Source organism: Kitasatospora dryopteridis (genome assembly GCF_050749075.1).
In the GTDB taxonomy this organism is placed as follows: domain Bacteria; phylum Actinomycetota; class Actinomycetes; order Streptomycetales; family Streptomycetaceae; genus Kitasatospora.
The window spans coordinates 2,135,001-2,160,059 of the sequence record NZ_CP192749.1 but is presented as its reverse complement, the minus strand read 5'-3'; the positions used below and the strand labels follow the sequence as shown (position 1 = coordinate 2,160,059).

29 protein-coding genes (1 of these 29 cut by a window edge) are annotated in these 25,059 nt (G+C 72.8%); 25 read left to right on the top strand and 4 right to left on the bottom strand.

Translation table 11 applies throughout. The features are described from left to right. Genes hisB through hisF form a run of 6 tightly spaced genes read left to right on the top strand, consistent with a single transcriptional unit; the run spans position 1 to position 3,349 of the window. A complete protein-coding gene (hisB, locus tag ACQ614_RS09840; RefSeq protein WP_095876876.1) occupies positions 1-594 on the top strand; it encodes an imidazoleglycerol-phosphate dehydratase HisB in 594 nt (197 codons plus the stop codon). Further along, complete coding sequence (locus ACQ614_RS09835) at positions 591-743, top strand: hypothetical protein (RefSeq protein ID WP_363491086.1); 153 nt, start codon at positions 591-593, stop codon at positions 741-743. The genes hisB and ACQ614_RS09835 overlap by 4 nt, the downstream gene beginning before the upstream one ends. A 29-nt stretch (positions 744-772) precedes the next feature. Continuing rightward, the gene (gene hisH / locus ACQ614_RS09830; protein ID WP_431678055.1) at positions 773-1,408 is read left to right on the top strand and encodes an imidazole glycerol phosphate synthase subunit HisH; all 636 of its coding nucleotides are present in this window, start codon (positions 773-775) and stop codon (positions 1,406-1,408) included. 17 nt (positions 1,409-1,425) lie between these two features. Further along, positions 1,426-2,151 (top strand): bifunctional 1-(5-phosphoribosyl)-5-((5-phosphoribosylamino)methylideneamino)imidazole-4-carboxamide isomerase/phosphoribosylanthranilate isomerase PriA, encoded by a 726-nt coding sequence (gene priA, locus ACQ614_RS09825; protein WP_431678054.1) that lies wholly within the window; start codon positions 1,426-1,428, stop codon positions 2,149-2,151. Next, on the top strand, positions 2,148-2,582 hold the full coding sequence (locus ACQ614_RS09820) for a RidA family protein (protein WP_431678053.1): 435 nt from the start codon (positions 2,148-2,150) through the stop codon (positions 2,580-2,582). The genes priA and ACQ614_RS09820 overlap by 4 nt, the downstream gene beginning before the upstream one ends. Beyond that, positions 2,579-3,349, top strand: coding sequence for an imidazole glycerol phosphate synthase subunit HisF (gene hisF, locus ACQ614_RS09815; protein WP_431678052.1), 771 nt, complete (start codon positions 2,579-2,581; stop codon positions 3,347-3,349). The genes ACQ614_RS09820 and hisF overlap by 4 nt, the downstream gene beginning before the upstream one ends. A gap of 102 nt (positions 3,350-3,451) precedes the next feature. Here the strand turns inward: hisF and ACQ614_RS09810 are convergent, their stop codons facing one another. Further along, positions 3,452-4,234, bottom strand: a complete 783-nt coding sequence (locus tag ACQ614_RS09810; RefSeq protein WP_431678050.1) for a VOC family protein — start codon at positions 4,232-4,234, stop codon at positions 3,452-3,454. Between the two features lie 165 nt (positions 4,235-4,399). Next, positions 4,400-5,047, bottom strand: coding sequence for a TIGR03085 family metal-binding protein (locus ACQ614_RS09805; RefSeq protein ID WP_431678049.1), 648 nt, complete (start codon positions 5,045-5,047; stop codon positions 4,400-4,402). Positions 5,048-5,180: 133 nt separating this feature from the next. Here ACQ614_RS09805 and ACQ614_RS09800 point away from each other — a divergent pair, with 133 nt between their 5' ends. Continuing rightward, positions 5,181-5,873 (top strand): ester cyclase, encoded by a 693-nt coding sequence (locus ACQ614_RS09800; RefSeq protein WP_431678047.1) that lies wholly within the window; start codon positions 5,181-5,183, stop codon positions 5,871-5,873. 49 nt (positions 5,874-5,922) lie between these two features. On the opposite strand, the gene ACQ614_RS09795 is transcribed toward ACQ614_RS09800, so the two are convergent. Both ACQ614_RS09795 and ACQ614_RS09790 read right to left on the bottom strand, forming a co-directional pair. Further along, positions 5,923-6,441, bottom strand: a complete 519-nt coding sequence (locus ACQ614_RS09795; protein ID WP_431678046.1) for a hypothetical protein — start codon at positions 6,439-6,441, stop codon at positions 5,923-5,925. A gap of 63 nt (positions 6,442-6,504) precedes the next feature. Next, positions 6,505-6,816, bottom strand: coding sequence for an MTH1187 family thiamine-binding protein (locus ACQ614_RS09790; protein WP_431678044.1), 312 nt, complete (start codon positions 6,814-6,816; stop codon positions 6,505-6,507). Between the two features lie 103 nt (positions 6,817-6,919). Between ACQ614_RS09790 and ACQ614_RS09785 the strand changes: the two genes are divergently transcribed. From ACQ614_RS09785 to ACQ614_RS09700, 18 genes are all read left to right on the top strand, one after another. After that, on the top strand, positions 6,920-7,414 hold the full coding sequence (locus tag ACQ614_RS09785; protein ID WP_431678042.1) for a hypothetical protein: 495 nt from the start codon (positions 6,920-6,922) through the stop codon (positions 7,412-7,414). A 36-nt stretch (positions 7,415-7,450) separates the two neighbouring features. Beyond that, complete coding sequence (gene hisI / locus ACQ614_RS09780) at positions 7,451-7,825, top strand: phosphoribosyl-AMP cyclohydrolase (protein ID WP_431678041.1); 375 nt, start codon at positions 7,451-7,453, stop codon at positions 7,823-7,825. Positions 7,826-7,911: 86 nt separating this feature from the next. Continuing rightward, positions 7,912-9,429: an anthranilate synthase component I gene (locus tag ACQ614_RS09775; RefSeq protein WP_431678040.1), complete on the top strand. Its 1,518-nt coding sequence runs from the start codon at positions 7,912-7,914 to the stop codon at positions 9,427-9,429. A 121-nt stretch (positions 9,430-9,550) separates the two neighbouring features. Then, complete coding sequence (locus tag ACQ614_RS09770; RefSeq protein ID WP_431678039.1) at positions 9,551-10,015, top strand: Uma2 family endonuclease; 465 nt, start codon at positions 9,551-9,553, stop codon at positions 10,013-10,015. 59 nt (positions 10,016-10,074) lie between these two features. Further along, positions 10,075-10,671, top strand: a complete 597-nt coding sequence (locus ACQ614_RS09765) for a TIGR02234 family membrane protein (RefSeq protein WP_431678038.1) — start codon at positions 10,075-10,077, stop codon at positions 10,669-10,671. A gap of 112 nt (positions 10,672-10,783) precedes the next feature. Beyond that, complete coding sequence (locus ACQ614_RS09760; RefSeq protein WP_431678037.1) at positions 10,784-11,041, top strand: HGxxPAAW family protein; 258 nt, start codon at positions 10,784-10,786, stop codon at positions 11,039-11,041. A gap of 122 nt (positions 11,042-11,163) precedes the next feature. Next, positions 11,164-11,595, top strand: a complete 432-nt coding sequence (locus ACQ614_RS09755; protein ID WP_431678036.1) for a DUF2752 domain-containing protein — start codon at positions 11,164-11,166, stop codon at positions 11,593-11,595. Between the two features lie 236 nt (positions 11,596-11,831). Next, positions 11,832-12,638: an indole-3-glycerol phosphate synthase TrpC gene (trpC, locus tag ACQ614_RS09750; RefSeq protein WP_431678035.1), complete on the top strand. Its 807-nt coding sequence runs from the start codon at positions 11,832-11,834 to the stop codon at positions 12,636-12,638. A gap of 8 nt (positions 12,639-12,646) precedes the next feature. Continuing rightward, complete coding sequence (gene trpM / locus ACQ614_RS09745) at positions 12,647-12,799, top strand: tryptophan biosynthesis modulator TrpM (RefSeq protein WP_420706148.1); 153 nt, start codon at positions 12,647-12,649, stop codon at positions 12,797-12,799. A 47-nt stretch (positions 12,800-12,846) separates the two neighbouring features. Further along, entirely contained in the window at positions 12,847-14,094 is a 1,248-nt protein-coding gene (gene trpB, locus ACQ614_RS09740; protein ID WP_431678033.1) for a tryptophan synthase subunit beta, read from the top strand. Between the two features lie 2 nt (positions 14,095-14,096). Then, entirely contained in the window at positions 14,097-14,906 is an 810-nt protein-coding gene (trpA, locus tag ACQ614_RS09735; protein WP_431678032.1) for a tryptophan synthase subunit alpha, read from the top strand. Positions 14,907-15,123: 217 nt separating this feature from the next. Beyond that, positions 15,124-15,390: a hypothetical protein gene (locus tag ACQ614_RS09730; RefSeq protein ID WP_431678031.1), complete on the top strand. Its 267-nt coding sequence runs from the start codon at positions 15,124-15,126 to the stop codon at positions 15,388-15,390. A gap of 169 nt (positions 15,391-15,559) precedes the next feature. Next, positions 15,560-16,075 (top strand): MauE/DoxX family redox-associated membrane protein, encoded by a 516-nt coding sequence (locus ACQ614_RS09725; protein WP_431678030.1) that lies wholly within the window; start codon positions 15,560-15,562, stop codon positions 16,073-16,075. Positions 16,076-16,166: 91 nt separating this feature from the next. Beyond that, complete coding sequence (locus ACQ614_RS09720; protein WP_431678028.1) at positions 16,167-16,991, top strand: DsbA family protein; 825 nt, start codon at positions 16,167-16,169, stop codon at positions 16,989-16,991. Between the two features lie 123 nt (positions 16,992-17,114). Beyond that, entirely contained in the window at positions 17,115-18,047 is a 933-nt protein-coding gene (gene lgt / locus ACQ614_RS09715; protein WP_431678027.1) for a prolipoprotein diacylglyceryl transferase, read from the top strand. Between the two features lie 205 nt (positions 18,048-18,252). Next, the gene (locus ACQ614_RS09710; protein ID WP_431678026.1) at positions 18,253-18,993 is read left to right on the top strand and encodes a VIT1/CCC1 transporter family protein; all 741 of its coding nucleotides are present in this window, start codon (positions 18,253-18,255) and stop codon (positions 18,991-18,993) included. Between the two features lie 477 nt (positions 18,994-19,470). Next, the gene (gene gltB / locus ACQ614_RS09705) at positions 19,471-24,066 is read left to right on the top strand and encodes a glutamate synthase large subunit (protein ID WP_431683878.1); all 4,596 of its coding nucleotides are present in this window, start codon (positions 19,471-19,473) and stop codon (positions 24,064-24,066) included. After that, a protein-coding gene (locus ACQ614_RS09700) for a glutamate synthase subunit beta (protein ID WP_431678024.1) crosses the window boundary here: on the top strand, positions 24,059-25,059 show its 5' portion. It continues 460 nt past the right edge of the window; only the first 1,001 of its 1,461 coding nucleotides appear in the window; it begins with the start codon at positions 24,059-24,061; the stop codon falls past the right edge of the window. Before gltB ends, ACQ614_RS09700 begins: the two co-directional genes overlap by 8 nt.

Genomic DNA, 25,059 nt, shown 5'->3' with positions numbered 1-25,059 from the left:
ATGTCCCGTATCGGCCGCGTCGAACGCACCACCAAGGAGACCTCGGTCCTCGTCGAGATCGACCTCGACGGCACCGGGAAGACCGAGATCTCGACGGGCGTCGGGTTCTACGACCACATGCTCGACCAGCTCGGCCGCCACGGCCTCTTCGACCTCACGGTCAAGACCGACGGCGACCTGCACATCGACACCCACCACACCATCGAGGACACCGCCCTCGCGCTGGGCGCCGCCTTCAAGCAGGCGCTCGGCGACAAGGTGGGCATCTACCGCTTCGGCAACTGCACCGTTCCCCTGGACGAGTCGCTCGCCCAGGTCACCGTCGACCTCTCCGGCCGCCCCTACCTGGTGCACACCGAGCCGGAGAACATGGCGCCGATGATCGGCAGCTACGACACCACCATGACCCGGCACATCCTGGAGTCGTTCGTCGCGCAGGCGCAGATCGCCCTGCACGTCCACGTCCCGTACGGGCGCAACGCCCACCACATCGTCGAGTGCCAGTTCAAGGCGCTTGCCCGCGCGCTGCGCTACGCCTCCGAGCGCGACCCCCGCGCGGCCGGCATCCTCCCCTCGACCAAGGGCGCCCTGTGAGCAACATCGCGATCGCACTGATCTTCGTCGGCCTCTTCCTGACCGGCGGCGTGATCTCGTTCTGGAAGCAGAAGCTGCCCAAGGGCGTCATCGCGGTGCTCGCGATCGGCGCCGTGATGTGCCTGGCCGCCGGCATCATGCGCCTGTAGCCGGCCTCGAGAGACTGGACCTTTCCTCCATGGCCAAGAACGTCGTCGTCCTCGACTACGGCTCCGGCAACCTCCGTTCCGCGCAGCGCGCCGTCGAGCGCACCGGCGCGAACGTCACCGTCACCTCCGACTTCCAGGCCGCCCTGGACGCCGACGGGCTGCTCGTCCCCGGCGTCGGCGCCTTCGAGTCCTGCATGCGCGGCCTCAAGGCCGTCCGCGGCGAGCAGATCATCGGCCGCCGCCTCGCGGGCGGCCGGCCCGTCCTAGGCATCTGCGTCGGCATGCAGATCCTCTTCGCCCGCGGCGTCGAGCACGGCGTGGAGACGGAGGGCTGCGACGAGTGGCCCGGCACCGTCGAACCGCTGGACGCCCCGATCGTCCCGCACATGGGCTGGAACACCGTCGACGTCCCCGAGGGCAGCCGGATGTTCGCCGGCCTCGGCGCCGACACCCGGTTCTACTTCGTCCACTCCTACGGCGTCCGCCGGTGGGAGCTGGAGGTCCACAGCGCCCGGCTGCACGCCCCGCTGGTCACCTGGGCCACCCACGGCCACCCGTTCGTCGCCGCCGTGGAGAACGGCCCGCTCTGGGCCACCCAGTTCCACCCCGAGAAGTCCGGCGACGCCGGCGCCGCCCTGCTGACCAACTGGGTCACCACCCTCTGAAGCCGAAGGTCGAACACATGAGCCGCCTCGAACTGCTCCCCGCCGTCGACGTCCGCGACGGCCAGGCCGTCCGCCTGGTCAAGGGCGCCTCCGGCACCGAGACCTCCTTCGGCGAGCCCCTCGCCGCCGCTCTCGCCTGGCAGAACGCCGGCGCCGAGTGGCTGCACCTGGTCGACCTCGACGCCGCCTTCGGCACCGGCAGCAACCGCGAGCTGCTCGCCGAGGTCACCGGCCGCCTCGACATCAAGGTCGAGCTCTCCGGCGGCATCCGCGACGACGAGTCGCTCGCCGCCGCCCTCGCCACCGGCTGCACCCGGGTCAACCTCGGCACCGCCGCCCTGGAGACCCCCGAGTGGGTCGCCAAGGTCATCGCCGAGCACGGCGACAAGATCGCCGTCGGCCTGGACGTCGTCGGCACCACCCTGCGCGGCCGCGGCTGGACCCGCGACGGCGGCAACCTCTACGAGGTCCTCGCCCGCCTCGACTCCGAGGGCTGCGCCCGCTACGTCGTCACCGACGTCAACCGCGACGGCACCCTCACCGGCCCCAACCTGGAGCTGCTGCGCAACGTCTGCGCCGCCACCGACAAGCCCGTGGTCGCCTCCGGCGGCGTCTCCTCGCTGGACGACCTGCGCGCCATCGCCACCCTGACCGGCGAGGGTGTCGAGGGCGCCATTGTGGGCAAGGCCCTCTACGAGCAGAAGTTCACCCTCGAAGAGGCCCTGGAGGCTGTGTCCCGATGACCGAGAGCCAGGCCGCATCACGTCCGTACCGAGTGTCCGGCTTCTCCCCCTGGGAAGACCAGTTCGGCTACTCCCGGGCCATCGCGGTCGGGGACACCGTCCTCGTCGCCGGCACCACCGCGTTCGAGGGCGGCATGGTCCATCACGAGGGAGACCCGTACACGCAGACCCTCACGGCGTTCGAGGTCGCCTTCAAGGCCCTCGCCGAGTACGGGCTCTCCGCGGCCGACGTCGTCCGCACCCGGATGTTCATCACCCACATCCGGGACTGCGACGAGGTCGGCCGGGCGCACAAGAAACTCTTCGACACGATCCGCCCGGTGGCGACCATGGTCGTGGTCCAGGGCCTGATCGACTCCCGGATGATGGTCGAGGTCGAACTCGAGGCCTATCGGGCCGGGCTGGCAACCTCCTTGGAAGGCAAGCAGTGAGCCTCGCAGTACGTGTCATCCCCTGCCTGGACGTCGACGCCGGGCGGGTCGTCAAGGGCGTCAACTTCCAGAACCTGCGCGACGCCGGCGACCCGGTGGAGCTCGCCAAGGCCTACGACGCCCAGGGCGCCGACGAGTTGACCTTCCTGGACATCACCGCCTCCTCGGGCGACCGGGAGACCACCTACGACGTGGTGCGCCGCACCGCCGAACAGGTCTTCATCCCGCTCACCGTAGGCGGCGGCGTCCGCACCGCCGACGACGTCGACAAGCTGCTGCGGGCCGGCGCCGACAAGGTCGGCGTCAACACCGCCGCGATCGCCCGCCCCGAGCTGATCCGCGAGATCGCCGAGCGCTTCGGCCGCCAGGTGCTGGTGCTCTCCGTCGACGCCCGGCGCACCCCCGAAGGCACCGTGACGCCCTCCGGCTTCGAGGTCACCACCCACGGCGGCCGCCGCGGCACCGGCCTCGACGCCGTCGAATGGGCCGTCCGCGCCGCCGAGTTGGGCGCCGGCGAGATCCTGCTCAACTCCATGGACGCCGACGGCACCAAGGACGGCTACGACCTGGAGATGATCCGCGCCGTCCGCAGATGCGTCGCCGTCCCGGTGATCGCCTCCGGCGGAGCCGGCAAGCTCGCCGACTTCGCCCCCGCCGTCGACGCCGGGGCCGACGCGGTGCTCGCCGCCTCCGTCTTCCACTTCGGCGACCTGACCATCGGCCAGGTCAAGGACGCACTGCGCAGCAGCGGCCACCCCGTCCGCTGAGCCGCACCGACCACCGCCCGGGCCCGCCGACCACCGGCGGGCCCGGGCGCGTTGCGGCACCCCGAGGTCAGGACGGCATCCCGAGGTCGGGACGGCAACCCGTCAGGACGGCATCTCGCTCTTGATGATCGCGAACACCGCGCCGTGCGGGTCCGTCGCCCAGCCCATCCGGCCGACCCCCGGCACGTCCATGCCCGGCATCACGACCGCACCGCCGCTGTGCTCGGCCCGGCCCAGCACCGCATCCACATCGGTGACCTCGAAGTACGGCACCCAGCGGACCGGCTCCTGCTCGCTCTGCAGCGGCGCCACACCGCCCAGCGAGACCTCCCGCGCCTCGCCGCCCTCGGCCGTGGAGACCACCGTGTACGTCATCCCCGGCATCTCCACCGCCTCCGTGCGCCAGCCGAACAGCGCCTGGTAGAACGCCGTCGCCGCCGACGGGTCCGGAGTGTGGAGCTCCGCCCAGCAGAAGGTGTTGGGGTCGTTGACCACGTCCAGACCCTTGGTCTCACCGGGCTGCCAGATCGCGAACTGCACACCCGCCGGGTCCGACAGCTGCGCCATCCGGCCCGCGGTCATCACGTCCATCGGCTCGGCCCGCACCGTGCCGCCGTGCTGCTCCGCGGTCTTCGCGGTGGCGTCCGCGTCCGGCGTCTGGAAGTAGACCGTCCAGGCCGGGGCGGCCCCCTCCTCCGTCAGCGGCCCGACCGCCGCGACCGTCCTGCCCTCCTGCTGGAAGAAGCCGTAGTTGCCGGCCTCCTCGCCCAGCGACATGAACGACCAGCCGAACACGGTCTTGTAGAACTCGGCGGTCGCGGGGATGTCCGGGCTCCCGAGGTCGATCCAGCAGGGGGAGCCGGTCCGGAACTCCGTGGTGAGCATCGTGGTGCGCCCCTTCGAGGGTCGGTGGCCGGGCCGCTCCGCCGGGCGCGGAGGCATGAGGCCGCAGCCACCAGCCAGTGTGACCGGCGCCACTGACAATCGCGCGATGCTCGCCGAAAACCCGGCGTTTCCGCAGGTCAGCGCGGGTAGGCCGGTGCTGTCGGGTCAGCGCGGGCCGGGCAGCGGCAGCTTCTTCCGCAGGGCGGCCACCGCCGTCTCCGGCCCGCGCACCGACAGCGAGGCGCGCGCCCCGCGGCCGTACGCGAAGAGCACCAGCTCGCCCGACTCCCCGGTCAGGTGCACCGTCGGCGCCGTCCGGTGCGCCACCGTGACGCTCCGCCCGTCCGGGCGCTCCAGCACCAGCTGCACCGGCGACTTCCGGCCCGCCTCCAGCCGTGCCAGCATCGGCAGCCGCCGCCACAGCGCGTCCGCCAGCGGCGCCGCGACCTCCTCCTGCCGCCAGCCCTGCACCGCCCGCCGGACGTCCTCCGCATGCACGAAGTACTCGACCAGGTTGGCCGCCTCGTCCGCGCCCGGCAGCGCGAACGGCGACACCGCCGGCGGCCCCGACCGGAACAGCTCCACCAGCTCCCCGTACGGCCGCTGCGCGTAACCGCGCTGCACCCGCTCCGTCCACCCGGCGAGCGGCGTGATCCGGATGCCGGCCGCCGCGTCCGGCCGCCGCTCCCGCAGCACCAGGTGGGCCGCCAGGTCGGCCGTCGTCCACCCCGCGCACAGCGTCGGCGCCTGCGGCCCGGCCGCCACCAGCAGATCCGCCAGCCGCTCGCGTTCCCCCCGCGCAAACCTCGTCATAAGACTCACCCTAGGGCGTGCCCCGGGCCGTGCCTTGCCGGTGGGGCGGAGCGGGAGGATCGTAAGAACCCGAGGGTGCGGCGGTCGGCGGACGATCAAGGGGCCAGGGGGCGGAGCCACCCGGAGGTGCATCATGACGTTCGTCCAGCTCATCGAGTGCAGGACCGACAAGGTCGACGACCTCAACCGGCTGATGGACAGCTGGATCGAGCAGAGCAGGGGCCGTCGCACGGCCACCCACTCGATGGTCGGGGCCGACCGCGCCGACGCCCGGCACGTCGTCGAGATCGTCGAGTTCCCCTCCTACGAGGAGGCCATGCGGAACTCCCAGCTGCCCGAGACCGACCGGATCTTCCACGAGATGGTGGCGCTCTGCGACGAACCGCCCACCTTCACCGACCTGGACATCGTCCGCGACGAGCAGCTCAACAAGGCCGCCGTCCAGCAGCTGATGCAGCGCATGTCGGCCGGCGACCTCACCGTCTTCGACGAACTCGTCGCCACCGACTACCACGACCACGACATCGCCGACGAGAACGACCTCATGGGGCGGGACGCCATCCGCGCCAAGTGCGGCGAGTACCTGGAGGCCTTCGACTTCGCCTTCACCATCGACCGGCAGCTCGCCGAGGGCGACTGCGTCACCACCATGTGGAGCTTCAGCGGCATGCACAAGGGCGACTTCATGGGCCTGCCCGCCACCCACAAGCGCGTCGAACTGACCGGCTCCACGACCTTCCGCTTCAAGGACGGCATGATCTGCGAGGGCTGGTGGCACTGGGACAACATGTCCATGATGCGCCAACTCGGCCTCGTCCGAATGTGAAAGACGCACCCCCGGGGGCGCGGATCGCCCCTGGCGTGCCTTCCGTCCGTCAGTGGAAACGGCCCGTCAGTTTGCGGCCGTGCTGCACGTTGCTGACGGTCATGGTGCAGGTGGCGTCCCGCATGCCCTGCTTGTAGTACGGGAGGTAGGGGCCCAGCGGGAAGCCGTAGTACGGGCCGCCGCCGCCCTGGCGGCGGTCCCGTTCGGCGAGCGGCTCCTTGCAGAGGTCCCGCAGGGCCCGCCCGATCTGCACATCGCTGGTCAGCCCCTCGGGCAGCTTGACGTTGGCGATGGCCTCGCCGTCGTGCGGCTGCTCGCAGGGCCGCTCCTCGGCCCGGGTGATCACCTCGCTGAGCTGCGGGTGGTCGAAGCAGGTGCCCGGCTCGAAGAAGGGGTACGGCAGCGTCGGCGACGGGCTGGGGGAGGGGCTCGGTGCGCTGCTGCCGGGTGCGGGCGGGGGAGGGGCCGCCCTGCGTTCGCCGTCCGGCCAGAGCCAGACCGCGGCCGCCACCGCCAGCACCACCACGACGGCGACCACCACGACGGCCCGCCTGCGCCCCTGTTCCACCCCGACCCCCTCGGCTCCCCGCCATTCTGGCCCGGCGCCGCCGCCGCCGTCAGCGGATCACCGCTACTGCCCGCCGCCCTCCAGGGCGGCGAGGTGCCGCTCCACGCTCTCGACCTTCGCGGTCAGTCCGCCGCTCACCCCGGCCCGGTCGTCGATCTTGATCACGGTGCTGACCCGGTTCGCGTACTCCTTCACCGCCTCGATCGCCGCCCGCACGACGGGCATCACCTCGTCCCACTCGCCCTCGATGCTGGTGAACATGGCGTCCGTCCGGTTCGGCAGCCCGCTGTCGCGGACCACCTTCACGGCCGCCGCCACCGCCTCGCCCACGTCCTCGCCCACGCCCAGCGGCGTGACGGAGAAGGCCACGATCATCCCGTCCTCGCTTTCCGCCCGTTCCCGGGCTCCGGTCGTTCGCGCTCCGGCCGCCGCTCGGTACGCTGGGGCCGGCACGACCCGTACAAGGGGTCAACTTCTCATGCGAGTCGGAATCATCGGGCACGAAACCCTCTCGGACCTCACCGAGATGCTCGTCCGGGGCGAACTCTGGCAGCTGGTCACCGCGCACGGCGCCTACGACCTGGTCGGTGTCGGACGGCTCCGGCCCGGGCCGGAGACCTGGTTCGCGCAGTCCGTCCTCGACCACGGCGGCCGGATCGAGGCCGTCCTCTCCGCCGAGGAGACCCGGGCCGGCGCCTTCGCCGGGGACGGCTGCCGCGACACCCGCCGCCGGCTGCTCAACGCGGCCAGCGCCGTGCACCGGCTGGCCCCCGCCCGGGCCGGCGGGCCCGGTGACGACGCCGGCGTCCTGATCGGCATGGTCGACGAACTGGTCGCCGTCTGGGACGGCCGCCCCGGCAGCGAACCCGCCCGCGTCGTCGACGCCGCCCGCGCCGCCGGCCTGGAGGTCAGGGTCGTCTGGCCGGACGGCTGCGAGAGCCCCGAGGAGGCCCGCCCACTCCGCGAACACTGATCACCCCGCCGCGCGGGACCTGCGAGAATGGGCCGCATGTCCACCACGCCCGCAGCGCCCGGCAGCACCGCCCTCGACCCGGCGGTCGCCGCCCGTCTCAAGCGCACCGCCGACGGCCTGCTCCCCGCCATCGCCCAGCAGTACGACACCGGCGAGGTGCTGATGCTGGGTTGGATGGACGACGAGGCGCTGCACCGCACCCTCACCACCGGCCGCTGCACCTACTGGAGCCGCAGCCGCAGCGAGTACTGGGTGAAGGGCGACACCTCCGGCCACGTCCAGCAGGTCGTCGCCGTCGCCCTCGACTGCGACGGCGACACCCTGCTGGTGAAGGTCGACCAGACCGGCGCCGCCTGCCACACCGGCGACCGCACCTGCTTCGACGCCGACGTGCTGCCGGTCACTCGCTAACCTTTCGACCGGCTCCACGCCCGCACCAACGCCAGCCCCAGCACCACACGCCAGCCCGCCCCCTTCTCCGAACGGTGCCCGCTCCCATGGACCTCGAGGCCTTCCGCAAGCTCGCCGCAGACACCCGGGTCATCCCCGTCACCCGCAGGCTCCTCGCGGACGGCCTCACCCCGATCGGGCTCTACCGCAGCCTCGCCGGGGAGCGCCCCGGCACCTTCCTGCTGGAGTCCGCCGAGCACGGCCAGAGCTGGTCCCGCTACTCCTTCGTCGGCGTCCGCAGTGCCGCCACCCTCACCGCCGACCCCGAGGGCAACGCCCGCTGGCACGGCACCCCGCCCGTCGGCATCCCCACCACCGGCGACCCGCTGCAGGTGCTGCGCGCCGCCCTCGCCGCCCTGCACACCCCCCGGCACACCGACGACGGCCTGCCCCCGCTCACCGGCGGCATGGTCGGCTATCTCGGCTACGACGTCGTCCGCCGGCTGGAGAAGCTGCCGAACCTCACCCCCGACGACCTGAAGCTCCCCGAGCTCACCCTGCTGCTCGCCACCGACCTCGCCGTCCTCGACCACGTCGACGGCACCGTGCTGCTGATCGCCAACGCGGTCAACCACAACGACCTGGCCAGCGGCGTCGACGAGGCGTACGCGGACGCGGTGGCCCGTCTCGACGCCATGGAGGCCGACCTGCTCAAGCCGGTCGACCCGGGCCTGGCCACCTTCACCCCGACCGCGGCCGAGGCGCACTCCCCGTTCGGCGGCGCCCCCTACCGGGCGGCCGTCGAGACGATCAAGGAGCGCATCCGGGCCGGCGAGGCCTTCCAGGTGGTGCCCTCGCAGCGGTTCGAGGCGCCCTGCCCGGCCTCCGCCCTCGACGTGTACCGGGTGCTGCGCACCACCAACCCCAGCCCGTACATGTACCTCTTCCGCTTCCCCGGTCCGGACGGCACCGCCGAGGGCGGCTTCGACGTGGTCGGCTCCAGCCCGGAGGCGCTGGTCAAGGTCAGCGACGGCGAGGCGATGCTGCACCCGATCGCCGGCACCAGGCACCGCGGCGCCACCCCGCACGAGGACGCCGAACTCGCCGCCGAACTCCTCGCCGACCCCAAGGAGCGGGCCGAGCACCTGATGCTCGTCGACCTCGGCCGCAACGACCTCGGCCGGGTCTGCGAGCCGGGCAGCGTCGAGGTCGTCGACTTCATGGCGATCGAGCGCTACAGCCACGTCATGCACATCGTCTCCACCGTCACCGGCCGGGTCGTCGAGGGCCGCACGGCCTTCGACGTGCTGACCGCCTGCTTCCCCGCCGGCACCCTCTCCGGCGCACCCAAGCCGCGCGCCATGCAGATCATCGAGGAGCTCGAGCCCACCCGCCGCGGCCTGTACGGCGGCTGCGTCGGCTACCTCGACTTCGCCGGCGACTCCGACACCGCCATCGCCATCCGCACCGCCGTCCTGCGCGACGGCACCGCCTACGTGCAGGCCGGCGCCGGCGTGGTGGCCGACTCCGACCCGCACGCCGAGGACACCGAGTGCCGCAACAAGGCCGCCGCCGTGCTGCGTGCCGTCGCCACCGCCAACACGCTGCGCCCGCCGGTATCGTGAGGTAACCGATCCCGCGGAGGGAGGCGGCCGCCATGACCGCGACGAGGACGGGCAGCGCCCGGGGCGTGCGCGCGGCTGCGGGCCTCCCGTGCGGGCCGCCGCCACGGACGGGGGCACCGCGATGAGCCTCCGCGGAGCGGCCCGGCGGGCGATCGTCCTGGACACCGTCCGGCAGGTCGAGGACCAGCTGGCGGGCCACGGAGCCGCCGTACCCGACGCCGCGCTGGACCTTCCCGTTGCGGCCCCCGGCCGCGCCCCGGACCTCGTGGTGGTGCCGGCGGGCACCCGGCCCGACGCCCGGGGCCGCTGGGCCTGGCACGACCTGGAGGCCGTGCTGGAGGTCGTCCCCGCAGCGGGCCCCCGCGGCGGCTCCGTGGAACGGCTGCGCCGGTACGCCGGGCACGGTGTCCCGGTGTACGTGGTGGTCGACCCCGCCGAGGGCGTCTGCACCGTGCACTCCGACCCGCAGCCCGCGGGCGCCTACCACCTGGCCGAGCGGGTGCCGTTCGGCGAGGACGTGAACGTACAGCTGGGGGGCCGGACCCTGGTCGTCGCCACCGGAGCCTTCCCGCGCGACCGGGACTGACCCCGCGCGACGGGACCCCGGCCGACCGGTCCGTTCGTGCGGTCGGCGATAGTGGACGGGTGAGTTCTCCCGCACCCAAGACCGGCCGCCGTTCGCTCGCCCTGATGCTGCTGCTGACCGCCGTCGGAGCCCTGCTCGTCCTGACCTCCACCGGCCGCACCTGGGCCGAGGGCGTCGTCTCCGGCACCGCCGGGGGCCGTCTGGAGGTCAGCGCCACCGGCTCCAGGCTGACCGGGCTGCCCACCGGGCTCGCACTGGCGGCGCTGGCCGCCGCGGTGGCCGTCTTCGCCGTCCGCGGCGCCGCCCGCACCGCCGTCGGCGTGCTCACCGCCCTGGCCGGCCTCGGCGTGGTCGCGGGCGCGGTGATCGGCGCCACCGACACCGCGGGACTGAACGCCGAGGCCGCCGGACGGCTGGCGCTGGCCGGTGCCCGCGCCGAGGAGATCAGCCGGACGGGCTGGCCCTGGGTGGCCGCCGCAGGCGGCGTGCTGCTGGCGCTGGCGGGCCTGCTGACCGTCCTGGCCGGGCGGGCCTGGCCCGCGATGGGCGCCCGCTACGAGGCGCCGACCCGCAAGGCGGCCGCCAGACCGCGGCCCACCGACGGCGCGGCCGAGCTGTGGAAGGCCCTCGACCGTGGCGAAGATCCCACCGGCTGACCCGGGGCCCGCCTTGGGGACGGGCGTGAGGGCCCGGCACAATGGAGGGGTCAACCCCGTCGAGCGCCTCGTACCGCCCGGCCGGGAATCGGAGAACAAGGAGCACCAACAGATGTCGGCAGCAGCGCACGGCCACACTCCCGCCGCCTGGACCGGCGTGACCATCGCTTTCATCGGCTTCTCGGTCAGCGGCGTCGCCATGATCATCCCGAACGTGCTGCTCGTCGTCGCGGGCCTGGTGCTCGTGGTGCTGGCGCTCGTGGTCGGCAAGGCGATGTCGATGGCGGGCATGGGCAAGCAGCCGAGCCCGCACTTCGCCCCGGCCGCCGCCCCGGCCGTCGAGGAGCGCGCTCCCGTCAGCGCCGCCTGACCGTACGTCCGCCGACGCCCCCGATCACCGACGGTGACCGGGGGCGCGTGCGTTCCGCCCCGCGCCGCGCCTTCCGCGGGGCCTTCCGCGCGGGGCGGCGCCGGGGGAGGAGAATCGGCGCCGTGAGCGCTCCCGACCTCCCCGTCCCGCTCGGCCGCCGGCTGGTCCGCCCGCTGGCGGCCCTGGTGGCCGTCGCGCTGCCGACGGCGTACGTCGCCGCGGTCGACCCCAACGCGCCCGGCCACTACCCGACCTGCCCGGTGCTGCAGGCCACCGGCTGGTGGTGCCCCGGCTGCGGCGGTCTGCGCTGCGTGCACGCGCTGACCCACGGCGACCTGAACGCCGCGGGCCACGACAACCTGCTCGTCATGGTGCTGGCGGTGGCCGCCGCCGTGTTCTGGCTGCGCTGGCTGTGGGCCGCGCTCACCGGCGGCACCCCGCCGCGGTTCGCCGTCACCCTGCCGCAGACCGTCGTGCTGGCCGTGCTGCTGGTGGTCTTCACCGTGCTGCGCAACCTGCCGGCCGGGGCCGGGCTGGCACCGCCCCTGGTGTGAGCGCGGGAGGCACCCGCCGCGACCCGCCCCCACCCGGTCCGCTCCGCGAGACGCACGCCGGGCGGATGCGCCCCGCGCCCCCTGCTCCCGATACCATCGAAGAGCCAACGGGGGCGCGTACGCACGGGATCCTCACCGATCCGCGTGAAACGCCTCCGGCGGTTTGACCGCACAGCCAGGCCGGGGTGGGCACCGTTCCTCCCGGCACCTAGCCAGCAAATGATGGGGGCGCTCGCGTGAGTGTGCTCGACGAGATCATCGACGGGGTCCGTGAGGACCTCGCCGAGCGACAGGCCAGGGTGTCCCTCGACGAGCTCAAGGAGCTCGCCGCCAAGGCACCGGTGGCCAAGGACGGCGTGGCCGCGCTGCGCGGCGACGGCGTCCGGGTGATCTGCGAGGTCAAGCGCTCCAGCCCCTCCAAGGGCGCGCTGGCGGCGATCGCCGACCCGGCCGCCCTGGCGCTGGACTACGCGGCCGGCGGAGCCGCCGCGATCAGCGTGCTGACCGAGCAGCGCCGCTTCGGCGGCTCGCTCGCCGACCTCGACGCCGTCCGCGCCGCGGTCGACACCCCGGTCCTGCGCAAGGACTTCATCGTCACCGCGTACCAGCTGTGGGAGGCCCGCGCGCACGGCGCCGACCTCGCCCTGCTGATCGTCGCCGCCCTGGACCAGCCGGCCCTGGTCTCGCTCGTCGAGCGGGCCGAGTCGATCGGGCTGACCCCGCTGGTCGAGGTGCACGACGAGGAGGAGATCGCCCGCGCGGTGGACGCCGGCGCGAAGATCATCGGCGTCAACGCCCGCAACCTCAAGACCCTCGAGGTGGACCGCAACACCTTCGGCAACGTGGTCGACGCGATCCCGGCCGGGATCGTCAAGGTCGCCGAGTCCGGTGTCCGCGGCCCGCTCGACGTCATCCAGTACGCCAACCTCGGCGCCGACGCGGTGCTGGTCGGCGAGTCCCTGGTGACCGGCAAGGACCCGAAGGCCGCGGTGGCCGACCTGGTCGCCGCCGGCGCCCACCCGGCCCTCCGCCACAAGGGCTGACCGCTGCCGTGAAACTCGCCTCCCGCCTCGCCCCCGGCTGCCGCCCGCGCGGCTGCCGCGCGCCCGCACGCCGGGTGCTGGGGCGGCGGGTGCGCTACGTGATCGGCTGCGAGCCCGGCCAGGTGCCGGGCCGTCGATGGCGCAGGACGCACGGCCGCTGACCGGCCGTCCCTCCTGCCATCCCATCGACCCAGAAGGACGCTTCACCATGTCCGAGAAGGACTACCTGCCGGGCGCCCACGTCCCGGACGCACGCGGCTACTTCGGCGCGTACGGCGGCCGCTTCATCCCGGAGGCGCTGGTCGCCGCCGTCGAGCAGGTCGCCGAGGAGTACGAGAAGGCCAAGACCGACCCGGCCTTCGCCGCCGAACTCGACGGCCTGCTGAAGGACTACACCGGCCGGCCGAGCCCGCTGACCGACGTGCGGCGGTTCTCCGCCGAGGCCGGCGGCGCGCGCGTCCTGCTCAAGCGCGAGGACCTCAACCACACCGGCTCGCACAAGATCAACAACGTGCTGGGCCAGGCCCTGCTCACCAAGCGGATGGGCAAGACCCGGATCATCGCCGAGACCGGCGCCGGCCAGCACGGCGTGGCCACCGCCACCGCCTGTGCGCTGTTCGGCTTCGACTGCACCATCTACATGGGCGAGGTCGACACGCAGCGCCAGGCGCTGAACGTCGCCCGGATGCGCATGCTCGGCGCCGAGGTCGTCGCCGTGAAGTCCGGCAGCCGCACCCTCAAGGACGCCATCAACGAGGCGTTCCGCGACTGGGTCGCCAACGTCGACTCCACCCACTACCTCTTCGGCACCGTCGCCGGCCCGCACCCCTTCCCGATGATGGTCCGCGACTTCCACCGGGTCATCGGCGTGGAGGCCCGCGAGCAGGTCCTGGAGCGCACCGGCCGGCTGCCCGACGCGGTCGTCGCCTGCGTCGGCGGCGGCTCCAACGCCATGGGCATCTTCCACGAGTTCATCCCGGACGCCGGCGTCCGCCTGATCGGCTGCGAGGCCGCCGGCGAGGGCGCGGACACCCCGCGCCACGCCGCCACCCTCACCAAGGGCGACCCCGGCGTGCTGCACGGCTCGCGCACCTACGTCCTGCAGGACGAGGACGGCCAGACCATCGAGTCGCACTCCATCTCGGCCGGCCTGGACTACCCCGGCGTCGGCCCCGAGCACGCCTGGCTCAAGGACACCGGACGCGCCGAGTACCGCCCGGTCACCGACGACGCCGCCATGCAGGCGCTGCGCCTGCTGTCCCGCACCGAGGGCATCATCCCGGCCATCGAGAGCGCCCACGCGCTGGCCGGCGCCCTGGAGCTCGGCCGCGAGCTCGGCCCGGAGGCGACCATCCTGGTCAGCCTCTCCGGCCGCGGCGACAAGGACATGCACACCGCAGCCGAGTACTTCGGCCTCTACGACCAGGCGAACACCGAGAGCGGCGAGGGCAAGTGACCATGGCATCCAAGCTCACCACCGTCCTGGCCGCGGCCAAGGCGGAGAACCGCGCCGCACTGATCGGCTACCTCCCGGCCGGCTTCCCGACCGTCGAGGGCGGCATCGCCGCCGTCAACGCCCTGGTCGAGGGCGGCTGCGACGTCGTCGAGATCGGCCTGCCGCACTCCGACCCGGTGCTGGACGGCCCGACCATCCAGACCGCCGACGACATCGCGCTGCGCGGCGGCGTCCGGATCAAGGACGTGCTGCACACCGTCGCCGAGGTCGCCGCCGCGCACCCCGGGGCCGCGGTGCTGGTCATGACCTACTGGAACCCGGTCGACCGGTACGGCGTCGCCCGGTTCGCCGCCGACCTGGCGGCCGCCGGGGGAGCGGGCTGCATCCTGCCCGACCTCCCGGTGGAGGAGTCCGAGGAGTGGCGCAAGGCGGCGGGCGAGCACGGTCTGGACACCGTGTTCGTGGTCGCCCCCAGCAGCAAGGACGCCCGCCTCGCCGAGGTCACCGCGGCCGGCTCCGGCTTCGTCTACGCGGCCGCGGTGATGGGCGTCACCGGCACCCGGGCCCAGGTCGGCGACCTCGCCGAGGACCTGGTCGCCCGCACCCGGGCCGCCACCGACCTGCCGGTCTGCGTCGGCCTCGGCGTCTCCACCGCCGCCCAGGCCGCCGAGGTGGCGGGCTTCGCCGACGGCGTGATCGTCGGCTCCGCCTTCGTCCAGCGCATCCTGGACGCGGACGGCGACACCGAGGCGGCCCTCGGCGCAGTCCGCGCCCTCGCCGCCGACCTCGCGGCGGGCGTCCGCCGCCGGTAGCCCGGCCCGCTCCGACCGACGGCCCGCCGCATCGCACGAGGCGGCGGGCCGTCGTGGTTCCTCCGGCCCCGGAAATTCACCCGCACGAGTGGAGAGTGGACGGCCGGCGCATCGGGTGCGGTTGACCCGCGTTGAGCGGAGGGACGGGTTGACGGTGCCGTCCGCACTCCGTGGTTCGTGCACCGCTCCACCGCCCCGACCGTCGAGAGGTCCGCCCGTGCCGTTCCTGCACCGTGCCGTCCTGATCCGTGCGGCGGCCGCCGCCCTCGCCCTCGGCACGGCCCTCGGGGTGCAGACCGCGGCCGGCCAGGCGCTGGCCAGACGGGGTGCCGAACAGGCCGCCCGGGACGCCCGCGCCTGGGTCGGCCCGGCCGCCGCCCTCGCGGCGTTCGGCGAGCGGTCCCCGAGCCCGCACGGCCGCGAGCCCTCCGCCGCCGACGCGCCGGTCGGCCGCTGCGGCCGGACGGATCGTCAGGACCGTTAGAACAAGCCGGACATCACCCCCGAAAATCTCACCCTTTCGGCTTAATTCGCCAAAGCGGAGGAACCGTACTTCCTCCTCTACGGTTCATCCGTCAGGGGCCGCCGCCGCGGCGCCGCGCGCCGCAGCACACGGGCCGCACCGAGCCGTACCACGCCCAGGGGGAGACCGCATGGCCAGTCAGCAGACGATCCGGCCGCAGAGCGCCGGGGGGCTGCGCCGCGTCCTGACCGGCCCGGCCTCCGAGTGGATCGGCCTGGCCGCCCGCCTCGGCCTGGCGGTGGTCTGGGGCTGGGCCGGGCTCGCCAAGATCTCCGATCCGGCCGAGGCGGCCCAGGCCGTCCGGGCCTACGAGATCCTGCCCGAGTCCCTGGTCAAGCCGGCCGGGTACGGCCTGCCGTTCCTGGAGCTCGCCCTGGCACTGCTGCTGCTGATCGGGCTGGGCACCCGGCTGGTCGCCGCGGTCTCGGCGCTGCTGCTGCTGGCCTTCATCGCCGGCATCGCCTCGGCCTGGGCCCGCGGCATCTCCATCGACTGCGGCTGCTTCGGCGGAGGCGGCACGGTCGACGCCTCCAAGACCGAGTACCTCCAGGAGATCCTCCGCGACACCGGCTTCCTGCTGCTCGCCGTCTGGCTGGTCCTCCGGCCCAGGACGAAGTTCTCGGCCGACGCCTGGCTCGCCGCCTGACCGCCCGCCCACCGCACTCCGCGCCCCATCCCTCCCCGCGGACACCCCGCATCCCTCCGACGACCCGGACACGGCCTTGGACACAGCACCCATGAGCGAGAAGAACCGAGAAGGCAAGCGCACCGCCCGCGAGCGGTTGCAGCAGCAGCGGGCTGCCGACGAGGCCCGCGGCCGGCGCAAGAAGCAGTTCGTCGTCGGCGGCGTGGTGATCGGCGTGATCGCCGCCGCGGTGGTCACCGGCGTCGTGGTGCAGAACCAGCGCTCCAAGCCGGAGACCCCGACCGCCGCCCCGGCCGGCACCACCGGCGAGAAGAACCTCGTCATCCCCAGCGGCGCGGCCGACGCCCCCTCCGTCCTCACCGTCTACGAGGACCCGCGCTGCCCCGCCTGCGGCAGCTTCGAGCAGGCCTTCACACAGACCGTCAACGAGCTGGAGGACGCGGGCAAGATCACCGCGAACTACCACATCGTCTCGTTCATCGACCGCTCGCTCGGCGGCAAGGGCTCCAAGTACGGTGCCAACGCCCTGGCCTGCGCGCAGGAGGCGGGCAAGTTCCGCGCCTACCACGACGTGCTCTACAAGAACCAGCCCGCCGAGACCAGCGACACCTTCGGCGACAAGGAGGCCCTGATCGACCTCGCCAAGCAGGTCCCGGGCCTCGACACCCCCGCCTTCCGGGCCTGCGTCAACGACAACGAGTTCGGTGGCTGGGTCTCCGCCGTCCAGCAGGACTTCGACAAGTCCGGCTTCAAGTCCACGCCGACGGTGCTGCTCAACGGCACCCCGGTCTACCCGAAGAAGGGGGAGGAGCAGATCTCCCCGGAGAACCTCGTGAAGTGGGTCGACGAGGCCAACCAGGGCAAGAAGCTCGGCACCACCGGCTCGCAGGTGCCGAGCACCGCACCGTCCCCCTGACGCACCCGGCCGCACCCCGCGGCCGCCGGCCGGGCACCCGCCGGCCGGCCCGCGACCGTTCGGAAGCTGTGACCCGCGCCGGTGCCCGCACCGCGCGCGCGACAGGGTAGCGTCGACCCTGCCATGGATCTCGCATACATCCCGAGCCCGTCGCGGGGCGTCCTCTACCTCGGACCGGTCCCGCTGCGCGCCTACGCGTTCTGCATCATCATCGGCGTCGTCGTCGCGGTCTGGCTCGGCAGCAGGCGCTGGGTCGCCCGGGGCGGTGCCAAGCACACGGTCGGCGACATCGCCGTCTGGGCCGTGCCCTTCGGCCTGATCGGCGGCCGGCTCTACCACGTGATCACCGACCACCAGCTGTACTTCGGTGACGGCCGGAACCCGTGGAACGCCTTCAAGATCTGGGAGGGCGGCCTCGGCATCTGGGGTGCGATCGCGCTCGGCGCTGTCGGCGCCTGGATCGGCTGCCGCCGCCGCGGCGTCCCGCTCCCCGCCTACGCCGACGCCATCGCGCCGGGCATCGCGCTCGCCCAGGCCTTCGGCCGCTGGGGCAACTGGTTCAACCAGGAGCTGTACGGCAAGCCGACCACGCTCCCCTGGGGCCTGGAGATCCACAAGGTGGAGGCCGACGGCACGGTCGTCGACGGCGTCTTCCACCCGACCTTCCTCTACGAGTCGCTCTGGTGCGTCGGCGTCGCCCTGCTGGTGATCTGGGCCGACCGCCGCTTCACCCTCGGCCACGGCCGGGCCTTCGCCCTGTACGTCGCCGCCTACACCGTCGGCCGGTTCTGGACCGAGTGGCTGCGGATCGACGAGGCGCACCACATCCTGGGCCTGCGCCTCAACGACTGGACCGCGATCGTGCTCTTCGTGGCGGCGGTCGTCTACCTGGTGGTGTCCTCCAGGCTGCGCCCCGGCCGGGAGGCGCCGGATTCGATCGACCCGGCCGCCCGCACCGCGGACAAGGAGGACGGGGCTTCCCAGCCCTCGGACAGCTCGCCGGGCGCCCAGCGCACCGCCGCCCCGGCCGACGCCGCCCCGGAGCAACCCGCCTGACCTGCCCGAACGCCTGCCAGACGGCCGCCCGCCACCCCGTGTGGAGGGCGGCCGCCGGCATGTTCGGACAGCCTTACTTTGCTGGAAAGTCGCAGGTCAACGGGCTACGTTCGAACTCGTAGAGCCCTGCGGGCAGCCCAGCTCCACGGCAGAGCCGCCGTGCCCGGCTGCGCAGGGGGGACGTCCGACAGGAGGCCTGACAGCCATGAGCACCGCCATAGAACGGCCCGCCACCGGGGAGCCCAAGCCGCGCATCCCGGAGGACGGGCACCACCGCGACGTGAACGGCGGCTGGCTGCGGCCCGCCGTGTTCGGTGCGATGGACGGCCTGGTGTCCAACCTGGCGCTGGTGAGCGGTGTGGTAGGCGGCGACGTCGGCCGCAGCACGGTGATCCTCACCGGCCTGGCCGGACTGGCCGCCGGGGCCTTCTCGATGGCGGCGGGGGAGTACACCTCGGTCGCCTCGCAGCGCGAACTGGTCGAGGCCGAGATCGAGGCCGAGCGCCTGGAGCTGAGCCGCAACCCGCACGGCGAGCTGGCCGAGCTCGCCCAGCTGTACGTGGCCAAGGGCGTCGAGCCGGAGCTGGCCCACGAGGTGGCCCGGCAGCTGTCCCGCGACCCGGAGCGGACGCTGGCCGTGCACGCCCGCGAGGAGCTGGGCGTGGACCCGGACGACCTGCCGTCGCCGGTCGTCGCCGCAGCCTCCTCCTTCGCCTGCTTCGCGCTGGGCGCGCTGCTGCCGCTGCTGCCGTACCTGCTGGGTGCGGCCTCGCTGTGGCCGGCCCTGGTGGTGGCGGCCGGCGGCCTGTTCCTGTGCGGGGCCGTGGTGGCCCGGGTGACCGCCCGCAGCTGGTGGTTCAGCGGCCTGCGCCAGCTGGCCCTGGGCGGCGCCGCGGCCGGTCTGACCTTCCTGCTGGGCCACCTCATCGGCGGCGCGGTCGGTTGACCTCGTGCGATGCCACAGGGCATCGCATGGGTATGCCGGGGTGTGCGTGACGTTCCACACATGGGCCGGTGGTCCATGCCTGTTCTACGCTCTCCCCGGCAGCTTCCGGCCCTCGATTCCATCCCGGTGCTCGTCCGTACGGGATGGAATCGCAGGCGCCGCCACCACGGCCGTGTGGACGGGGCGTTTCGCCGCTGTTTCACCCGCGCGGCCGTTGGGCACACTGGTGGAAACACGCGCACCGTTGCGCGTTCTGCCGGGCCGGACCTACCAGCCGGTAACCGCCGCTGACCTGCAGGTTATGTCCGCCATGTGGACGCCCCGTTCCACTTCGCGGGATGTCCGGCATCATGTAACTTGCACGAAATCGCAGAGGGCCAACGTCGTCCCTTAATGCACCAAGCCCCTCCGGCTCCCGGCCGGGAGGTGCTCCCAAGCCAAAAGACGACGACGGGAGAGCCGATGCTGTCTGCATCCATGCACTCCGCCAACGAGCCCGCGCAGGCCAGCCGCCCGTACGCGCTCGTTCCGGATGCGCGACCTGCTGCTCAGGGCCTGTACGACCCGCGAAACGAGCACGACGCCTGCGGCGTCGGCTTCGTCGCCACGCTGACCGGCATCGCCGACCACACCGTTGTCGACCAGGCGCTCACCGTCCTGCGCAACCTGGAGCACCGCGGCGCCACCGGCGCCGAGCCGGACTCCGGTGACGGCGCGGGCATCCTGACCCAGATCCCGGACGCCTTCCTGCGTTCCAAGGTCTCCTTCGAGCTGCCGGCCGCCGGCTCCTACGCCGTCGGCATCGCCTTCCTCCCCGACGAGGACGCCGCCGACGCCGCCGCGGTTGCCGCCATCGAGGCCGTCGCCGCCGAGGAGGGCCTGACCGTCCTCGGCTGGCGCGACGTCCCGGTCACCCCGGACCTGCTCGGCGCCACCGCCCGCTCGGTCATGCCGCGCTTCCGCCAGCTCTTCGTCTCGCACGCCGAGAGGCGCGGCATCGAGCTCGACCGGGTCGCCTTCGTCGTCCGCAAGCGCGCCGAGCGCGAGGCCGGCGTCTACTTCCCGTCGCTGTCCGCCCGCACCATCGTCTACAAGGGCATGCTGACCACCGGCCAGCTGGAGCCCTTCTTCCCCGACCTGTCGGACCGGCTCTACGCCTCCGCCATCGGCCTGGTGCACTCGCGGTTCTCGACCAACACCTTCCCGAGCTGGCCGCTCGCCCACCCGTACCGCTTCGTCGCGCACAACGGCGAGATCAACACGGTCAAGGGCAACCGGAACTGGATGACCGCCCGCGAGTCCCAGCTCGCCACCGACCTCATCCCGGCCAACGCCAACGGGCAGGGTCTGGACCGGATCTTCCCGATCTGCACCCCGGACCACTCCGACTCCGCGTCCTTCGACGAGGTCCTGGAGCTGCTCCACCTCGGCGGCCGCTCGCTGCCGCACTCGGTGCTGATGATGATCCCGGAGGCGTGGGAGAACCACGCCACCATGGAGCCGGCCCGCCGCGCCTTCTACCAGTACCACTCCAACCTGATGGAGCCCTGGGACGGCCCGGCCTGCGTCACCTTCACCGACGGCACCCAGGTCGGCGCGGTCCTCGACCGCAACGGCCTGCGTCCCGCCCGCTACTGGGTCACCGAGGACGGCCTGGTCGTCCTCTCCTCCGAGGTCGGCGTGCTCGACATCGACCAGGAGCGGGTCGCCAAGAAGGGCCGCCTGCAGCCCGGCAAGATGTTCCTGGTCGACACGGCCGAGGGCCGCATCGTCGAGGACGAGGAGATCAAGTCCGCCCTCGCCGCCGAGCACCCCTACGAGGAGTGGATCGCCGCCGGGCAGATCCAGCTCGCCAAGCTCCCCGAGCGCGAGCACATCGCCCACACCCACGCCTCGGTGACCCGCCGTCAGCAGACCTTCGGCTACACCGAGGAGGAGCTGCGCGTCATCCTGGCGCCGATGGCCAAGACCGGCGCCGAGGCGCTCGGCTCGATGGGCACCGACTCGCCGATCGCCGCGCTCTCCGAGAAGCCGCGCCTGCTGTTCGACTACTTCGTGCAGCTCTTCGCGCAGGTCACCAACCCGCCGCTGGACGCCATCCGCGAGGAGCTCGTCACCTCGCTGCTGAGCAACCTCGGCCCCGAGGGCAACCTGCTCGACGCGCAGCCCTCGCACTGCCGCTCCGTCGGCATCACCTTCCCGGTGATCGACAACGACGAGCTGGCCAAGCTCATCCACATCAACGCCGACGGTGACCAGCCCGGCCTGAAGGCCGTCACGCTGTCCGGTCTGTACAAGGTCTCCACCGGCGGGTCCGGCCTGGCCGCCCGCCTGGCCGAGATCGCCGCCGAGGCCGACGCCGCGATCGCCGACGGCGCCCGCATCGTCGTCCTCTCCGACCGCCACTCGGACGCCGAGCACGCGCCGATCCCGTCGCTGCTGCTCACCTCCGCGATCCACCACCACCTGATCCGCACCAAGCAGCGCACCCAGGTGTCCCTGATCGTCGAGGCCGGCGACGTCCGCGAGGTGCACCACGTCGCGCTGCTGGTCGGCTACGGCGCCGGCGCGGTCAACCCCTACCTGGCGATGGAGTCCGTCGAGGACCTGGTCGCCCAGGGCGTCTTCATCCAGGGCGTCGAGCCCGAGAAGGCGATCAAGCACCTGATCAAGGCGCTCGGCAAGGGCGTGCTCAAGGTCATGTCGAAGATGGGCATCTCCACCGTGGCCTCGTACCGCGGCGCCCAGGTCTTCGAGGCGATCGGCCTCTCCCAGGAGCTGGTCGACGGCTACTTCGCCGGCACCACCACCAAGCTCGGCGGCATCGGCCTGGACGAGATCGCCAAGGAGACCGCCGCCCGCCACGCCAAGGCCTACCCGGCCTCCGGCATCCCGGCCGCGCACCGCGCGCTGGAGATCGGCGGCGAGTACCAGTGGCGCCGCGAGGGCGAGCCGCACCTGTTCGACCCGGACACCGTCTTCCGCCTGCAGCACTCCACCCGCAACAAGCGGTACGACATCTTCAAGCAGTACACCTCCCGGGTGAACGAGCAGTCCGAGCGCCTGATGACGCTGCGCGGCCTGTTCAAGCTGGACGCCAAGGACCGCACCCCGATCTCCATCGACGAGGTCGAGCCGGTCTCCGAGATCGTCAAGCGCTTCTCCACCGGCGCCATGTCGTACGGCTCCATCTCGCGCGAGGCGCACGAGACCCTCGCCATCGCGATGAACCGCCTCGGCGGCAAGTCCAACACCGGTGAGGGCGGCGAGGACCCGGACCGCCTGTACGACCCGGAGCGCCGCTCCGCGATCAAGCAGGTCGCCTCCGGCCGCTTCGGCGTCACCAGCGAGTACCTGGTCAACGCGGACGACATCCAGATCAAGATGGCCCAGGGCGCCAAGCCCGGCGAGGGCGGCCAGCTGCCCGGCCACAAGGTGTACCCGTGGGTCGCCAAGACCCGGCACTCCACCCCGGGTGTCGGCCTGATCTCCCCGCCGCCGCACCACGACATCTACTCCATCGAGGACCTGGCTCAGCTGATCCACGACCTCAAGAACGCCAACCCGCAGGCCCGCGTCCACGTGAAGCTGGTCTCCGAGGTCGGCGTCGGCACCGTCGCCGCGGGCGTCTCCAAGGCGCACGCCGACGTGGTGCTGGTCTCCGGCCACGACGGCGGCACCGGCGCCTCGCCGCTGACCTCGCTCAAGCACGCGGGCGGCCCCTGGGAGCTCGGCCTCGCCGAGACCCAGCAGACCCTGCTGCTGAACGGCCTGCGCGACCGCATCGTCGTGCAGACCGACGGCCAGCTGAAGACCGGCCGCGACGTCGTCATCGCCGCCCTGCTGGGCGCCGAGGAGTTCGGCTTCGCGACCGCCCCGCTGGTGGTCTCCGGCTGCATCATGATGCGCGTCTGCCACCTGGACACCTGCCCGGTCGGCGTCGCCACCCAGAACCCGGTGCTCCGCGACCGCTTCTCCGGCAAGCCGGAGTTCGTGGTGAACTTCTTCGAGTTCATCGCCGAGGAGGTCCGCGAGATCCTCGCCGAGCTGGGCTTCCGCTCGATCGAGGAGGCCGTCGGCCACGCCGAGCACATCGACGCGGCCGCCGCCGTCGACCACTGGAAGGCCGCCGGCCTCGACCTGGCGCCGCTCTTCCACGTGCCCGAGCTCCCCGAGGGCGCGGCCCTGCACAACACCACCGTGCAGGACCACTCGCTCGACAAGGCGCTCGACAACCAGCTCGTCGAGCTGGCCGAGGACGCCCTGGAGCGCGGCGAGGCCGTCCGCATCCAGCTGCCGATCCGCAACGTCAACCGCACCGTCGGCACCATGCTCGGCTACGAGGTGACCAAGCGGTACCGCGGCGAGGGCCTGCCCGAGGGGACCATCGACGTCACCTTCACCGGCTCCGCCGGCCAGTCGTTCGGCGCCTTCGTGCCGAAGGGCATCACGCTGCGGCTGGAGGGCGACGCCAACGACTACGTCGGCAAGGGCCTGTCCGGCGGCGTCGTGATCGTCCGCCCGGCCCGCGACGCCGCGGCCATCGGCGCCGACGCGCAGAACCACGTCATCGCCGGCAACACCATCGGGTACGGTGCCACCAGCGGCCGCATCCACCTCCGCGGCAAGGCCGGCGAGCGTTTCGCCGTCCGCAACTCCGGTGCCACACTGGTCGTCGAGGGCGTGGGCGACCACGGCCTCGAGTACATGACCGGCGGCCGGGTCGTCGTCCTCGGCGAGACCGGGCGCAACCTGGCAGCGGGCATGTCCGGCGGCATCGCGTACGTCCTCGACCTGCGCCCGGCCAATGTCAACGGCGGCATGGTCGGCATCGAGGCCCCGGACGCCAAGGACCGCGACTGGCTGCGCGAGACCGTGCAGCAGCACTACGAGGAGACCGGCTCCACCGTGGCCGCCGAGCTCCTCGCCGACTGGGGCGGCGGCGTCTCCCGCTTCTCCAAGATCATGCCCACCGACTACAAGGCTGTGCTCGCCGCCAAGGATGCCGCTGAGCGCGACGGGCTCTCCGAGTCCGAGACCACTCGCAAGATGATGGAGGCGGCACATGGCTGACCCGAAGGGCTTCCTGACCACCCCGAAGCAGCTGGCCGAGCGCCGTCCCGTCGACGTCCGTCTGCGGGACTGGAACGAGGTCTACGTCGAGCGCAGCCTCCTGCCGATCATCACCAAGCAGGCCGGCCGCTGCATGGACTGCGGCATCCCGTTCTGCCACAACGGCTGCCCGCTCGGGAACCTCATCCCCGAGTGGAACGACCTCGCCTACCGGGACGACTGGACGGGCGCCATCGAGCGCCTGCACGCCACCAACAACTTCCCGGAGTTCACCGGCCGCCTCTGCCCGGCGCCCTGTGAGTCGGCCTGCGTCCTCGGCATCAACCAGGACGCGGTGACCATCAAGAACGTCGAGGTCACCATCATCGACAAGGCCTGGGACCGCGGCGGCGTCACCCCGCAGATCCCGGAGCGCCTGTCCGGCAAGACCGTGGCCGTCGTCGGCTCCGGCCCGGCCGGCCTGGCCGCCGCCCAGCAGCTCACCCGGGCCGGCCACACCGTGGTCGTGTACGAGCGCGCCGACCGCATCGGCGGCCTGCTGCGCTACGGCATCCCCGAGTTCAAGATGGAGAAGCGCCACATCAACCGCCGCATCGAGCAGATGCGCGCGGAGGGCACCCGCTTCCGCACCGGCGTCCACGTCGGCGAGGACATCACCGGCCAGCAGCTGCGCGAGCGCTTCGACGCGGTCGTCATCGCGGCCGGCGCCACCACCGCCCGCGACCTGCCCGTCCCGGGCCGGGAGCTGGCCGGCATCCACCAGGCCATGGAGTACCTGCCGCTCGCCAACAAGGTGCAGGAGGGCGACTACGTCGACTCCCCGATCAGCGCCAAGGGCAAGCACGTGGTCGTCATCGGCGGCGGCGACACCGGCGCGGACTGCGTCGGCACCGCCCACCGCCAGGGCGCGGCCTCGGTCACCCAGCTGGAGATCATGCCGAGGCCCAGCGAGGAGCGCCCCGGCCACCAGCCCTGGCCGACCATGCCGATGAC